This is a genomic window from Streptomyces spongiicola (assembly GCF_003122365.1).
Lineage (GTDB): Bacteria > Actinomycetota > Actinomycetes > Streptomycetales > Streptomycetaceae > Streptomyces > Streptomyces spongiicola.
Map to the genome: position 1 here is coordinate 5,040,710 of NZ_CP029254.1, position 13,732 is coordinate 5,054,441.

Below are 13,732 nucleotides of genomic sequence, written 5' to 3' on the forward strand. Positions count from 1 at the left end.
TGAGACCCATGCCGAGTGGTGCTCTTCCCCCGTACCCTTCGCATGCCGCCGCCGAGGCCGCCCGGGAGGAAGCCGGAGCCGCGAGTGGCACCGAGGACCCGTACGAGCCGGTCGGCAAGCGGCCGGCCGTCCCAGGAGGGGAACACCATGTCGAACAGCACTCCCAGCGCCGCGACCAACGCCCGTGTCCGCGCGGGCAACTGGGCGAAGACGACAGCCGAGGCGATCCGTCGCCGGGGCGACCGGGGCCAGGGGGCCGTCGAGTACGTGGGTGTGATCGTGCTGGTCGCGCTGATCATCGCGGCGCTGGTGGGCTCGGGCGTGGCGGAGACGATCGCGAACGGACTGACGACACAGGTCGGCAACATCCTGGGCGGTTGATACAGGGCAGTTCTCGCGAGGAAGGGCAGGTCGCCCCCGCCTATGTGGTGGTGGTTGCGAGCCTGCTCTTCCTTGCGCTCGCGTTCTTCGCGGTCGGCCAGGCCGGCGCCACACGCAATGGCGCACAGACGGGCGCCGACGCGGCCGCACTCGCGGCGGCCAAGGAGTCCCGGGACCAGTTCGAGCTGGAACTGCAGGCCGGCCTCGACCCGGCGTTCCTGGCCGCGGTCTTCAATCTGGGGCAGTTCGGGAGCTTCCGCGGCTGTGAGGAGGCCTTCCCCATGGCCGAGCAGAACGACACCGTGGTGACGGCGGGTGGGTGCCGCCCCGCCCACAACGGCGGTTGGGCCTTCACCGTCGAGGTCGAGACAAGGAAGCCGGTGGGGGACACCGTGCTGCCGGGGACCGAGACGAAGAAGGCCACGGCCGACGCCACGGCCGCACTCACATCCCGATGCCGTTACACGCCCGCCCCCGAGCCGCTGGGGACGCTGACGTGTGAGGGGACCGTCCCATGGCTGGTGGGCGAAGGCCCGCCGCCGGAAGGGCCTGACCTCTTCGACATCCGGCTGGCCGAGAACTGACCGCGAACGAACGCAGAAGGAATGACACGCATGAGTCATCGCTACGGAGTGACCACGCGAAGGGCGGTCGCCGCCGCCTTCCTGGCCGCGGTGCTGCCCCTCTCGCTCACGGCCTGTGGCGGGGACGACGCAGAGTCGGCGAAGGGCAAGGGGAGCAGCAGCTCGGCACCCGCCAACTCGGAGAGCAGCAAGACCCAGGACGGGGCCAACACCGTTCCGGACACAACCACGACTCTCGCAACCATCAAGGGCAGCAATGGCTTCCACTTTGTCATCCATGGGGCCGTCCGCGATCAGGGCGGCTTCCTGACGGTCACAGGTACGCTTAGGAACACCTCTGGCAAGAGGGCATTCGCACCCATCGAGTGGAACGGTCAGGAGACCAGCGTGCGCCGCACCGGCCGTTCCCTCGCGGGAATGACGCTGGTCGACAAGGCCGAGAAGAAGCGCTACTACGTCCTTCGTGATACGGAAGGATTTCCGCTTACGACCACGGGGATCACCGGCGTCGATGCCGGAGACAACGGCATCTCGTTCTTCGCCCAGTTCCCCTCGCCACCCGAGGAGACCACTCAGGTCGACATCCAGATCCCCCTCATGCCCACCGCCACGATTGAGATTTCCTGATGACCGCCTCCACGCCCCGCATGCGGAGGGGCGCGGCCTCGGCCCTCGCAGCGGCCGCGCTGGTCGTCAGCATGCAGTTCGCCGCCGCCGGTGGCGTCCGGGCGGACGAGACACCCGCTCCGGGCACACCTCCGGGTACGGAGTCGACCTCGCCGCCGCCCGAGGTCGACGGCAACTCGCCGGGGCTCAAGCTCCGTGACGGCGCGACCCTCGCGTCCGCCCGGGTGCTCGACATCGTTTCCGTCGTCGAGTCCGAGGGCGGCGAGGAGCGCCGTGAGGAGACCAGTTCCAACCTGAAGTTCGCGCTTCAGGCAGAAGTACTCTTCGGCAAGGACAGCGCCAAGCTGTCCGGTGCCGCCAATACCCGCATCGCCGAGATCGCCTCGGAGATCCGCAACCAGGGCGCCAAGAGGGTCCGCGTCTTCGGCTTCACCGACAACCTGGGCTCGGCCGCCCACGGTGACGTGCTGTCCAAGCAGCGGGCGGACGCCGTGCACAAGGTCCTGTCGCGGCAACTCAGCGGCTCGGGAATCAGTTACGAGATCCGTGGCTATGGCGAGGACTACCCGATCGCCGACAACGGCACCGAGGACGGCCGCAAGAAGAACCGCCGGGTGGAGGTCTCCTTCCCGCGTGGCGAGGGGGGTTCCGCACAGAGCTGAGCCCGTGTCCTGCGCGGGAGACCGTCCCACCGTGCCTCGATGCCCCGGGGTGGACGCCTCCCCCGGCGTCCGCCCCGGGCCCCCGCTCCGGGCGAGCTGACGCTGTCCGGAGACGTCGGCATGTCAGCCCGGCATGGGCGAGGAGATGGCGAGGAGACCCGGCCCGGCGTGCCGCGAAACCAACTCGGTTGCCGTCGGCAGCAGGGCTGCACCGCACCGAAACGCGGAACTCCCCCGTCCCCCGTCCCCCGTTTCCCCCTTCCGGCAGGCGGTCTCTCGGCCTTCCTCGCCCTCCCCCGTGCGATCAGATCCTTCCAGGCGTGCGGTCCCGTTCGCGTTGCCGACCACCGGCAGTCTTTACGTATCCTCGATGCCTGCCGCCGTTCGCCGGAAGGGGTGCCAGCCCGGTCCCCGGCGTCGGGAGGTCGTCTTCGGCGTGCCGGAAGCGGGAAACGGGGGAACGGGTTGTGACGGTGCTTGATACCGCGTCGTATCTGGAGGGGTACGCCGAGGTGCTGTCCGGTGCCTGTGCCACCAGCCGGAGGCTCACCCGCGACGAACTCGCCTCACTCCGCGCCCAGGGGGAGCGCGCCGCGGAGGCGGGTATCGGACTGCGCACCATGGTTCGGGCCCACCTGGCCGCCGCGCGTGCGATACGTCCGGGACTGAACGCGGCGGCGGCCGACCACCTTCTCGCCGCGACCGAGCAGGCCGTGGACGCCTTCGCCGAGGGTCATGAGCGGGCGCAGCGTCTCGCGGTGCGGCAAGAGGAGGCGGCGCGACGGGAGTTCGTCGACGATCTGCTCTACGGGCGCAGCGACCTCGGCCGGCTGGCCGAGCGGGCCGTACGCTTCGGGCTGCTGCTTTCCCAGGCCCATGCGGTGGCTGTGGCCCAGGGCCCGGAGTCGTACGACGACGGCCATCCTCTCACCCGCCGGATCGGCGCCTCGCTCGTCGCCCGCTTCGGGGACCGTCACATCCTCCTCACCACGAAGGACGGTCGGTTGATCTGCATCGCGCCGGGTGACCAGTCCGACGTCCTCGGCTACTTCGCCAAGCAGGCGTACGCGGCGACGGATGGCGGGCGAGTGGCCGTGGGGCGCGCCCATCCCGGTGCGGGCGGGGTGGTCCACTCCTATGAGGAGGCACTGAACGCGCTGGACCTGGCCGATCGCATGGGCCTGGACGATCCGGTGCTGCAAGCGTCTGACCTGCTGGTGTACCCGGTGTTGACGCGCGACCGGCAGGCCATGGCCGACCTTGTGCTCAGCGCCCTCGGCCCGCTCAGGCAGGCCCGCGGCGGAGCCCGGCCGCTGCTCGACACCCTCGCGGCGTATTTCGACACGGGGTGCGTGGCGGCCGAGGCGGCGCGGCGGCTCAACCTGAGTGTTCGGGCTCTGACATACCGGCTCGACCGTATACACCGGCTCACCGGTGCCGATCCGGGCGATCCCGTGCACAGATACACCCTTCAGACGGCGGTCATCGGGGCCAGACTGCTCGACTGGCCGCGGCAGGAGATCTGACGACGTATCGGGGGCGAGGTCCGCTCCGCGCGGCCCGGCGGCCGGCCCCCGTCTGCGGCCCGCTCTGCGCCTTCCGGCCTTCGCCTTCCGCTCTTCGCCTTCCGGCCTTCGCCTTCCGGCCTCCCGCCTCCCGCGGAGGTGGGCGTTCCTCCGCGTGGTACGCCTCCGCCCTCTCGCTCTCCGGCGCCGGGCCGCAGCGGTGCCGGTCGCCGGGCCGGTACCAGTAGCGGTAGCGGTACCAGCCAGGCGGGCGGGCCCGTCCGCCTGGGGAAGCCCCCGAATCCGTCGCCCGGTACCGTCCTCACTACTGGACCCCCTGGACCCCCGGATCCCGGACCCCGGCGCGTGAGCGGGCGCGGGCAGGCGTGGGCAGGGGCGGCGCGAGGGCGGTCCCTTCGCCCGGCGATCGGTCGCTCCCGACGCGCGGCGATAATCGGGCGCATGTCCGACCGGTCCGTGTCCGCACCACGGGGTGACCATCCGCGCAGCGCGCCCCCGCCTCCCGGGATATCCCGTGCCGCCCCCGCGCTGCTGGGGTACGCGGCGGTCCGGGCGCTGGGAACGGCGATCCTCCTGGTGGCCGCCGCGGCGCAGGGGAAGGACGCCCTGCACAGGCTGAACGGACGCTGGGACTCCGTCTGGTATGTCCGGATCGCCGAGAACGGCTACGGATACGACGTGACACTGCCCGATGGCGGCGTCCATTCCGATCTGGCCTTCTTCCCCCTGCTGCCCGCACTGGAGCGGGGGGTGTCCGAGGTGCTTCCGGTCGGCGCCGCCACGGCGGGACTGGCGATCGGCTGGCTCGCGGCCTTCGCCGCCGCCTGGGGCATCCACGCGGTCGGTGCGCATGTGGCCGGACAGCGGGCCGGGGTGCTGCTGGCCGTGCTGTGGGGTGTCTACCCGACCGCCTTCGTGCAGTCGATGGCGTACACCGAGACGCTGTTCACCGCGCTGGCCGCCTGGTCCCTGTACGCCGTGCTGACCGACCGCTGGATCGCCGCCGGGACGCTCTGCGCGCTCGCCGGACTCACCAGGCCCTCGGCCGTCGCGCTCGTCGCAGCCCTCGGCGTGACCACGCTGGTACGGCTGTTCCGGAGGGACCTGACGTGGCGGACGGTCTTCGGCGTGGCCATCGCGCCGCTCGGATGGCTGGGTTACGTCGCCTTCGTCGCGGTGCGCCGGGGCGGCCCCACGGCGTACTTCGAGGTCCAGGCCGCCTGGGGCAACGAGATCGACGGCGGGGTCGCCCTCGCCCGTTTCGTCGGCGGGCACCTGACCGGGCCCGCCCCGCTCGCCGGAGCCGGGCTCGTCGCCGTGATCGGGTTGCTCGGTTGGGTGCTGTGGCTGTGCGTGAAGCAGCGCCAGCCGCTGCCGCTGCTGGGGTACACGGCCGGGATCGTCGTCATCTCGCTGATCGGCGCCGCGTACTTCGGATCCCGCCCGCGGTTGATCATGCCCGCGTTCCCGCTGCTGCTGCCCGCTGCTACCGCCCTCGCCGGGCCCGCCCGCCGGTCCGCCGCCGTCGTGGTGGTGGCCCTGCTCGCCGTCGCGTCGGGGGTGTACGGCGCGTTCACCCTGCTCGGTACGGGGCCGCCCTGATGCAGGGTGCCGGAGGCAGCGGGCCGCGGTCGTCAGCTCGTGGCACCGGGCGCCGCGAAGGCGCCGCGAAGGCGGTGCGACGGTCCGGCCTGTCCGGCCTCTCAGGTCTCTCAGGACTGTCGGGACTGTCGGGACTCTCGGGCCTGTCCGGTCTGTTCGGCCGGTCAGGCCGCCGGGCGCTGCGGCGGTCCGATCGCGAGCCGGACCCCCGGTCGTACGCCCCACCGCGCCATCGCGCCCGCCTCCGCCTCCAGGACGTGCCGGCTGCGCGGCCTCGGCAGCCCGAGCCGTCCGGGGCGCATGGTGCGTACGTCCAGGACGCGCAACTCCTTGTCGAGGTAGGCCACATCGATGGTGAATCGCATCCGGAAGGTGTGCACACTCGCGCACGGCGTCAGCATGAGCGCGCCGTGCAGACCGTCTCGGCCGAGAAGGCCGCGATAGCGCGCGCCGTACGACGCGGCGATCAGAAGGTCGACGGGACCCTCCTCCCGGCCGGGGACCGTCAGCGTGCCGTTGCCGTCCTGCCATGCGCCCATGGGCCAGGACCGTAGCGGGAGTCGGGAGGGTATGGGCCCCGGTTTCCGGCGAGTGGGCCCGTGGACCCATGACCGCCCGCCGCCCACCGCCCTAGGGTTCGGACCGTGGAGTACGCGTACGTGACGCTGATCGCCGCCGCGGCGTGGGGGACCGCGGCCGGTGTGCTCGTGCCGCGCCCCGCCTATCGGATGTCCGTCGAGCCGGGGGAGGCGTGGCGGACCGCCTGCCCCGCCGGGCATCCGATCACCGGGCCCGCGCGCGGCTGGTTGGGGCCCGCGCGCTGCCCGCGCTGCGGGCCACCCGAGCCCGGGCGGCCCGCGGTCGCGCCCGTCGGGGTGCCGGGGGCCGGGGGACTGGAAGCGCCCGGTGCCCGGGGCGGTGCGGCCGGTTCGGCGGACGCGGAGGGGCGGGGTGGCGCTAACGGGCCGGGTGGTGTGGGTCGATCGGACGGTGTGGCCGGGGTGTCAGCGGCCGGGGTGCCAGGGCGCGGGCCGGGTGGTGCGCGTCGACCGGACGGTGTGGCCGGGGTATCAGCGGCCGGGTCGGGTGTCGCGTCCGCGCCCGAAGGCGCGGACGCCCGCGGGACCGCCGCCTTCCGATGCCCGCTCCTCGTGCCGGCGGCCACCGCGCTCTCCTGCGCGGCACTCGCCGCGGCCGTCGGGCCCCGGCCGGAGCTGGTGGTGTGGCTGCTGCTCGTGCCTGTCGCCGTCCTGCTCGCCCTGGTCGACCGCAATGTCCACCGGCTCCCGGACCAGCTGACGCTTCCGCTTGCCGCAGCGGCCGCCGTACTGCTCGGTGGTGCGGCGGCTCTGCCCGGCGCAGGCGGGTCGTGGACGACCGCGCTGCTCGGCGGTCCCGTGCTGGGCGCCGGGTACCTCGTGCTCTTCCTCGTCCATCCGAACGGCATGGGCTTCGGCGATGTGAAGCTGGCCCTGTCGCTCGGTGTGGTGCTCGGCTGGTACGGCTGGGAGGTGCTCTTCGTGGGGGCCTTCGCGGGGTTCCTGCTCGGCGCCGTGTACGGGCTCGGTCTCGTCGTCCTCCGCGGGGCGAGGCGCGATACGGCCATCCCGTTCGGGCCGTTCATGGTCTCGGGCACGCTGGTCGGGCTGCTGCTGGGCGGGCTCGCCGCAGCCTGAGCGGTGCGCGGCGCGTGCGTGCCGGTTCACCGGTTCCGCGCGGCGGGAGGCCGGGGAGGCCGGGGAAGGCGGGCCCGTGCGCCTACCGGGCGTGCCCCGCGGCACCCGGTCGTCCCGGGCAGACTGGGGGCCATGGACCTCACACCCGTCAACCTGACCGAGGCACTCGCCTCTTTCGGCGATGTGTACAGCCCCCGCGTCGTCGCCCGGATGAACGACTACGACGTACGCGTGGCGCACGTGGCCGGGGAGCACGTCTGGCACGTCCACGAGGACACCGACGAGTTCTTCCTCGTCCTCGACGGCCGCTTCGACATCGCGATGCGGGATGCCGACGGAGTCGAGAGCACCGTCGGACTCCGCAAGGGGGACGTGTTCGTCGTGCCGAGGGGCACCGAGCACAAGCCGTCGTCGCCGGGCGGCTCGATCCTGATGTTCGAGCCGGCCGGCACGAAGTCCACAGGCGACCGCCACGAGGGGGAGATCCCGGCCCATGTGGACAGCACCACAGGTCACGCCCTCTAGCATGCGGACGCATGCGGACATTCTCTGACATTTCGGCGGTCTCGCGTGCGCAGTCGAAGCCGGTTGCGGCTTCCGCGGACGACCGGCCGACGGAAGGTCCCTCCGCCGCCCTCCTCCCCTGGGGTTGGGCGGCGGTCCTGTCCCTGCTCTACGCGACCGTCGCCGTGCGCCGCCACCAGCTCCTCCGCACCACGGGCTACGACCTGGGCATCTTCGAGCAGGCGGTGAGCGCCTACGCCCGGCTCCAGGCTCCCGTCGTCCCGTTGCGCGGCGACGGCTTCAACCTGCTCGGCGACCACTTCCATCCGCTGCTCGCCGCCCTCGCCCCGCTCTACGGGCTCTGGCCGTCCCCGCTCTGCCTGCTCGTGGCCCAGTCCGCCATGCTCGCCCTCGCCGTCGTCCCGCTGGCCCGCTGGGCGGTCCGGACGCTCGGCCGCCGCGCCGCGCACGTCGTCGCGTTCGGCTACGGCGTGAGCTGGGGCATCGCCTCGGCGGCCGCTTTCGACTTCCACGAGGTGGCCCTGGCCGTACCGCTCCTGGCCTTCGCCCTCGAGGCGCTCGGCCGGCGGCGCTGGGGGCCGGCCGTCGCCTGGGCCGCGCCCCTGCTGCTGGTCAAGGAGGACCTGGGGCTGACCCTGGCGGCCGTGGGCGCCTATGTGGCGTGGAAGGGGCCCCGGAGGCTGGGGATCGCGACGGCCGCGGCCGGGCTCGTCGGTAGCGCCGTCGAGATCAAGCTGCTGCTGCCGGCCTTCAACCCCGGCGGCGGGTACGCCCACGGAGGCAACCTCGCCGACGGGCACGGCTCGCTCCTCGCCACGCTGGCCTTCGCGCCGCTCGACGCGCTGCGCCCCGACGTCAAGGCCATGACCCTCGTGCTGGTGTTCGCCCCCGGCGCGCTCCTGGCCCTGCGGTCGCCGCTGTCGCTGATCGCCGTGCCGACGCTCGCCTGGCGGATGCTCTCGGAGAACGCGTTCCACTGGGGGACGGCCTTCCACTACAGCGCGGTGCTGATGCCCGTCGTCTTCGCCGGGCTCGTCGACGCCCTGGACCGCTACCGGCAGTCCGGTGATCCGCTCGCGGCCCGCCATGTGCGCGCCTCCCTGGTCACGGTCCTCGCCGTGGCGGTGGTGATGCTGCCGTCCTTTCCGCTCGCACAGCTGGCGCAGCGGGCCACCTGGCGCACCACCCCGCACATCGAGGCCGCCCGGTCGCTGCTGAAGCGGATCCCGGACGGGGTGACGGTCGCCGCCTCCAACCGGCTCGCGCCCCAGCTCACCTCCCGCTGCCACGTCGTGCTCTTCCCGACCTGGCCGGTCGAGGGGCGGCTGTACGAGTACGACGGGAAGCGGACGCCCCGGCCCACCGCGGAATGGATCATCCACGACAGCAGGGCCCCGGAGGCGTGGCCGTACCGTACGGGCCACTGGCCCTATCCGCCCGAGCGGCAGCTGGCCGAACTGGACGCGGCGCAGCGGGCGTACGGCTACGAGCGTGTCGCGGCCCTCGACGGCATCACGCTGCTGAGGCGCACCCGGTGACCCTCGCCTCGGGCGCGGGTCCGGCCGGCGCGGGCCGGGGAGGCGGGCGGGCCGCCTGGTGGCCCTCTGGCGCGGGGCCGGTGGGAGCCGCCCGTACCGCAGTCCGCCCGGCCTCTCGTGGGCGGCATGGCCGCGTCGCCGGGCGCGGCCGTTCGGCGCGGGCCGCGTCAACCGGGTGCACGCTGGGCCGTTCCCCCGTAGGGAGTACGGGTCGCACTCCGTGCGGAGGCCCGACCCGGCCGCTGCCCAGGGCCTTTGCCCTTTCCGCAGTGCAGTCGCCCGACTCCGGAGAGTAGTGACCGCCTGCCGTGGCGCGCGGTCGCCTGCGGGAAGGGTTATGGTGGAACTCCCCCCCTCGGGCCGGTCCGTATCCCCCCCACGGACCGGCCCGTTTCTTTGCCCCCGCGTCGGAGCCCGCGTCGGCCCCCGCTTTCGGAGCCCGAGCGGCCCCGAGAGCCGTTCGGGCTCCCCGGACAGAACATCCAGGGCACTCGGGCTACCCCGAGGGCCCCCGTGCCCCGTGCCCCGTGCCCCCGGCGCCCCCAGCGCCCTCGGGTGGGCCGGGGCGCGGGCATCAGCCGCGGTCGGCCCAGATGTTCGTCCCCGCGGTGTCCACCGCGAAGACGTCGATCTCCTTCAGCTCCTCGTCGGTGAGCGGCGCCGCGTGGAGCGCGGCCACGTTCTCCTCCAGCTGGCCGACACTGCTCGCGCCGATCAGGGCCGAGGTCATCCGGTCGTCGCGCAGCACCCAGCCGAGCGCCAGCTGGGCGAGCGTCTGGCCGCGCCGCCGCGCTATCCCGTCGAGGCCCCGCAGCCGGCGCAGCACCTCCTCGGAGAGCAGGTCCGGGTCGAGGGACTTGCCCTGGGCCGCCCGCGAGCCCTCCGGTACGCCGGTGAGGTACTTGCCGGTGAGGAGCCCCTGGGCGAGCGGCACGAAGGCGATGCAGCCCATACCCGCAGCCTCCAGGGTGTCGAGGATCCCGTCGTCCTCGATCCAGCGGTTGATCATCGAGTAGGACGGCTGGTGGATGAGCGCCGGGACGCCCATCTCCCTCAGCAGCCGTGCCGCCTCGGCGGTCTGCTCGGAGTTGTACGAGGAGACGCCCACGTAGAGGGCCTTGCCCTGCTGGACGGCGGACGCCAGGGCGCCCATCGTCTCCTCCAGCGGGGTATGCGGGTCGAAGCGGTGCGAGTAGAAGATGTCGACGTAGTCCAGGCCCATCCGCTTCAGCGAAGCGTCCAGCGAGGACATCAGGTACTTGCGGGAGCCCCACTCGCCGTAGGGCCCGGGGTGCATCAGATAGCCGGCCTTCGTGGAGACGACCAGTTCGTCGCGGTACGGCGCGAAGTCCTGGGCGAAGATCTTGCCGAAGTTCAGCTCGGCCGAGCCGGGGGGCGGCCCGTAGTTGTTCGCCAGGTCGAAATGGGTGACGCCGAGGTCGAAGGCGCGGCGCAGGATCGCCCGCTGCGAGGCGAGCGCGCGGTCGTCGCCGAAGTTGTGCCACAGGCCCAGGGAGATCGCGGGCAGCCTCAGCCCGCTGCGGCCGGTCCGGCGGTACTCCATCGAGGTGTAGCGGTCCTCGGCGGCACGGTAATAGGGGGAGTCGTTCACGCTTCCCTGCCTATCACGGACTTGTGACAGACCGGGTTGGGTGCGCCCGGCCGCTCCGCAGTAGTGTGACGGGCGTCGGGGGGCCAGCCACAGCACGGAGGGGTTAAGGACTGTGAACCTGCGCGACCTGGTGTACGGGCTCTACGCACGCCGGGTGGAGGGTCGCCTCGACCACGACCAGGTGCCCAAGCACATCGGTGTCATCCTCGACGGCAACCGGCGCTGGGCGAAGGCGTCGGGTGGCACGGCCGCGGAGGGGCACCGGGCCGGGGCGGAAAAGATCTCCGAGCTGCTGGGCTGGTGCGCCGAGACCGACGTCGAGGTGGTCACGCTCTGGATGCTGTCCACGGACAACTTCGACCGGCCGGAGGAGGAGCTGCGCCCGCTTCTCGGCATCATCGAGAACACCGTGCGCAACCTGGCCTCCGACGGCCGGTGGCGGGTGCACCACGTGGGCACCATGGACCTGCTTCCCGACGGGACCCAGTCGGTGCTCAAGGAAGCCCAGCAGTCGACCGCCGGCATCGACGGGATACTGGTCAACGTCGCGGTGGGCTACGGCGGTCGCCAGGAGATCGCGGACGCGGTGCGCTCCCTGCTGAACGAGCACGCCGCCAGGGGGACGACCTTCGAGGAACTCGCGGAGATCGTCGACACCGACATGATCGCCTCCCACCTCTACACGCGCGGGCAGCCCGACCCCGACCTGGTGATCCGCACGAGCGGCGAGCAGCGTCTGTCGGGCTTCATGCTCTGGCAGAGCGCGCACTCCGAGTACTACTTCTGCGAGGTGTTCTGGCCGGCCTTCCGCAAGGTCGACTTCCTTCGCGCACTCCGCGACTACGCGGCCCGCCACCGCCGCTACGGGGCCTGACGCCGGGCCGCGCCGGCAGGCCCTTCCGCCCGGGCCTTCCGCCCGGGCCTTCCGTCGGGGCCTTCCGCCCGGGCCCTCGGGGCCGTGTCCGCGCGGGGCCGCCGGTTCCGTACGGGGCCGCCGCACCAGTGCCTGTCCCGTGGGGGGTCCACCGTGGGGTGTCCACCGTGGGGTGCCGCTCGGGACGAGGGCCCTTCCCCACCGCCTCTGACCGGAATCCCGCTGCGGTGGTGCCGGACGTCGGTGCCGGGTCGCGGACGTCGGTGCTGGGTCGCGGACGTTGGACGTCGGGTGCCGGGGTGCCGGGGTGCCGGGATGCCGGACGCCGTGTGGCGGACGTCGGATGCCGGGATCTTGACGACCCGTCCCCCGTTCGGCGCAGGAGCAGTGGGCCGGCCGGGTGGCGGCAGGGCACTCCTGGGAGTGGTCCCGGGCAGGGACACCGCATGTTCGTCGACACGTCGTCATATGCCATGGCATGGCGGCGCTTGTTCGAGGGAATATCCCTGACAGGTCGACATCCGGACACCCGCTCCGGATGCCGTTCTACAGCGCGCGGCACCGAGCCGCTCGCCCGGGAGGCCCTTTGCGCCAGGACGACCGTGCGGCCAGCACGGAAGGAACGGGGGGCCGGTGCCCGGCCCGTGCATCGTGGCCGGAGACCGGTCCGGTCCCCTGCCGTTCGGTGGGGAGACCCCCAGCCCGCGACGCCGTCGCACCCCGATCTCAGCCGAGGGGGTACGTCCTTCCGTGGTGAACAGCACAAAGCGCCGCATGTCCGACAGGCGCACCTACGTCATCGACACCAGCGTCCTGCTGGCCGACCCCAACGCCGTCTCGCGCTTCGACGAGCACGAGGTCGTGCTCCCGATCGTCGTCGTGACGGAGCTGGAGGCCAAGAGACACCACCCGGAGCTCGGGTACTTCGCCAGGCAGGCGCTGCGCCTGCTCGACGACTACCGGGTCCGGTACGGCCGCCTGGACGCACCCATCCCGATGGGCGACCTCGGCGGCACGCTGCGCGTCGAGCTCAACCACTCGGACCCCGGTGTGCTTCCCGCCGGCTACCGGCTGGGTGACAACGACTCACGGATCCTCGCGGTGGCACGGAACCTCCAGGCGGAGGGGTACGACGTCACCGTCGTCTCCAAGGACCTGCCGCTGCGCATCAAGGCGTCCTCCGTCGGCCTCCTCGCCGAGGAGTACCGCGCGGAACTCGCGGTCACGGATTCCGGCTGGACCGGGATGTCCGAACTGGCGCTGTCCGCGGAGCAGGTGGACATCCTCTTCGAGGAGGAGCACCTGCAGGTGCCGGAGGTGTCCGGCCTGCCCGTCCACACCGGACTCGTCCTCCAGTCGGAGCGGGGCAAGGCCCTCGGCCGGGTCGCCTCCGACGGAGGCGTCCGGCTCGTCCGGGGCGACCGCGAGGCCTTCGGTATCCGCGGCCGCAGTGCCGAGCAGCGCATCGCCCTCGATCTGCTGCTCGACCCGGACGTCGGCATCCTCTCGCTGGGCGGCCGGGCGGGTACCGGCAAGTCGGCGCTGGCGCTCTGCGCCGGACTGGAGGCCGTGCTGGAGCGCCGGCAGCACCAGAAGGTGATGGTCTTCCGGCCGCTGTACGCGGTCGGCGGGCAGGAGCTGGGCTATCTGCCGGGTACCGAGGCCGAGAAGATGAGCCCCTGGGCCCAGGCGGTCTTCGACACGCTCTCCGCGGTGGCCGGACGCGAGGTCATCGAGGAGGTCCTCGGCAGGGGCATGCTCGAGGTGCTGCCGCTGACCCACATCCGCGGACGCTCGCTGCACGACGCGTTCGTCATCGTGGACGAGGCCCAGTCCCTGGAGCGGAACGTCCTGCTGACGGTGCTGTCCCGGATCGGGGCCAACTCGCGGGTCGTGCTGACCCATGACGTGGCGCAACGGGACAATCTTCGCGTGGGCCGCTACGACGGGGTCGTCGCCGTCGTCGAGAAGCTGAAGGGGCACCCGCTCTTCGCGCACGTCACGCTCACCCGGTCCGAGCGCTCGCAGATCGCCGCGCTGGTGACCGAGATGCTGGAGGACGGGCCGATCTGACGGGCCCCGTCCGGCCCGGAAGCCGACGCCGCCCGGCGAAGCGCAGGAGCTT

13 protein-coding genes are annotated in these 13,732 nt (G+C 72.5%); 11 read left to right on the forward strand and 2 right to left on the reverse strand.

The window, feature by feature from the left end; translation table 11 throughout:
* The first annotated feature begins 147 nt into the window (after positions 1 to 147).
* The 6 genes from DDQ41_RS22180 to DDQ41_RS22205 all read left to right on the forward strand — a co-directional run bounded on the left by DDQ41_RS22180 (position 148) and on the right by DDQ41_RS22205 (position 5,382).
* Positions 148 to 381 (forward strand): hypothetical protein, encoded by a 234-nt coding sequence (locus tag DDQ41_RS22180; RefSeq protein WP_109296056.1) that lies wholly within the window; start codon positions 148 to 150, stop codon positions 379 to 381.
* Positions 378 to 965 (forward strand): pilus assembly protein TadG-related protein, encoded by a 588-nt coding sequence (locus DDQ41_RS22185; protein ID WP_262508537.1) that lies wholly within the window; start codon positions 378 to 380, stop codon positions 963 to 965. The genes DDQ41_RS22180 and DDQ41_RS22185 overlap by 4 nt, the downstream gene beginning before the upstream one ends.
* A 30-nt stretch (positions 966 to 995) precedes the next feature.
* Complete coding sequence (locus DDQ41_RS22190) at positions 996 to 1,592, forward strand: hypothetical protein (protein WP_109296057.1); 597 nt, start codon at positions 996 to 998, stop codon at positions 1,590 to 1,592.
* A complete protein-coding gene (locus tag DDQ41_RS22195; RefSeq protein ID WP_109296058.1) occupies positions 1,592 to 2,254 on the forward strand; it encodes an OmpA family protein in 663 nt (220 codons plus the stop codon). Before DDQ41_RS22190 ends, DDQ41_RS22195 begins: the two co-directional genes overlap by 1 nt.
* 467 nt (positions 2,255 to 2,721) lie before the next feature.
* The gene (locus DDQ41_RS22200) at positions 2,722 to 3,780 is read left to right on the forward strand and encodes a PucR family transcriptional regulator (RefSeq protein ID WP_109296059.1); all 1,059 of its coding nucleotides are present in this window, start codon (positions 2,722 to 2,724) and stop codon (positions 3,778 to 3,780) included.
* Between the two features lie 441 nt (positions 3,781 to 4,221).
* Positions 4,222 to 5,382: a mannosyltransferase family protein gene (locus DDQ41_RS22205; RefSeq protein ID WP_109296060.1), complete on the forward strand. Its 1,161-nt coding sequence runs from the start codon at positions 4,222 to 4,224 to the stop codon at positions 5,380 to 5,382.
* A gap of 164 nt (positions 5,383 to 5,546) precedes the next feature.
* Here the strand turns inward: DDQ41_RS22205 and DDQ41_RS22210 are convergent, their stop codons facing one another.
* Positions 5,547 to 5,921, reverse strand: coding sequence for a DUF192 domain-containing protein (locus tag DDQ41_RS22210; protein ID WP_109296061.1), 375 nt, complete (start codon positions 5,919 to 5,921; stop codon positions 5,547 to 5,549).
* Between the two features lie 105 nt (positions 5,922 to 6,026).
* On the opposite strand from DDQ41_RS22210, the gene DDQ41_RS22215 reads away from it, so the two are divergent.
* The 3 genes from DDQ41_RS22215 to DDQ41_RS22225 all read left to right on the forward strand — a co-directional run bounded on the left by DDQ41_RS22215 (position 6,027) and on the right by DDQ41_RS22225 (position 9,121).
* Positions 6,027 to 7,058 carry a prepilin peptidase gene (locus DDQ41_RS22215; protein WP_109296062.1) on the forward strand — a complete coding sequence of 344 codons (1,032 nt, stop codon included), beginning with the start codon at positions 6,027 to 6,029 and terminating at the stop codon, positions 7,056 to 7,058.
* Between the two features lie 132 nt (positions 7,059 to 7,190).
* On the forward strand, positions 7,191 to 7,583 hold the full coding sequence (locus DDQ41_RS22220; protein WP_109296063.1) for a cupin domain-containing protein: 393 nt from the start codon (positions 7,191 to 7,193) through the stop codon (positions 7,581 to 7,583).
* Between the two features lie 11 nt (positions 7,584 to 7,594).
* Positions 7,595 to 9,121, forward strand: coding sequence for a DUF2079 domain-containing protein (locus DDQ41_RS22225; protein ID WP_262508538.1), 1,527 nt, complete (start codon positions 7,595 to 7,597; stop codon positions 9,119 to 9,121).
* 574 nt (positions 9,122 to 9,695) lie between these two features.
* Here the strand turns inward: DDQ41_RS22225 and mgrA are convergent.
* Complete coding sequence (mgrA, locus tag DDQ41_RS22230; RefSeq protein ID WP_109296064.1) at positions 9,696 to 10,733, reverse strand: L-glyceraldehyde 3-phosphate reductase; 1,038 nt, start codon at positions 10,731 to 10,733, stop codon at positions 9,696 to 9,698.
* A 112-nt stretch (positions 10,734 to 10,845) separates the two neighbouring features.
* Between mgrA and DDQ41_RS22235 the strand changes: the two genes are divergently transcribed.
* Positions 10,846 to 11,607: an isoprenyl transferase gene (locus tag DDQ41_RS22235; RefSeq protein WP_109296065.1), complete on the forward strand. Its 762-nt coding sequence runs from the start codon at positions 10,846 to 10,848 to the stop codon at positions 11,605 to 11,607.
* 750 nt (positions 11,608 to 12,357) lie between these two features.
* Positions 12,358 to 13,680, forward strand: coding sequence for a PhoH family protein (locus DDQ41_RS22240; RefSeq protein WP_109297881.1), 1,323 nt, complete (start codon positions 12,358 to 12,360; stop codon positions 13,678 to 13,680).
* Positions 13,681 to 13,732: the final 52 nt, after the last annotated feature.

Bases quoted from the DNA above. Each gene is read 5' to 3' on its own strand.
- DDQ41_RS22195 (WP_109296058.1), top strand. From the start codon at position 1,592: ATGACCGCCTCCACGCCCCGCATGCGGAGGGGCGCGGCCTCGGCCCTC.
- DDQ41_RS22180 (WP_109296056.1), top strand. From the start codon at position 148: ATGTCGAACAGCACTCCCAGCGCCGCGACCAACGCCCGTGTCCGCGCG.
- DDQ41_RS22225 (WP_262508538.1), top strand. From the start codon at position 7,595: ATGCGGACATTCTCTGACATTTCGGCGGTCTCGCGTGCGCAGTCGAAG.
- DDQ41_RS22205 (WP_109296060.1), top strand. From the start codon at position 4,222: ATGTCCGACCGGTCCGTGTCCGCACCACGGGGTGACCATCCGCGCAGC.
- DDQ41_RS22190 (WP_109296057.1), top strand. From the start codon at position 996: ATGAGTCATCGCTACGGAGTGACCACGCGAAGGGCGGTCGCCGCCGCC.
- DDQ41_RS22210 (WP_109296061.1), bottom strand. From the start codon at position 5,921: ATGGGCGCATGGCAGGACGGCAACGGCACGCTGACGGTCCCCGGCCGG.
- DDQ41_RS22220 (WP_109296063.1), top strand. From the start codon at position 7,191: ATGGACCTCACACCCGTCAACCTGACCGAGGCACTCGCCTCTTTCGGC.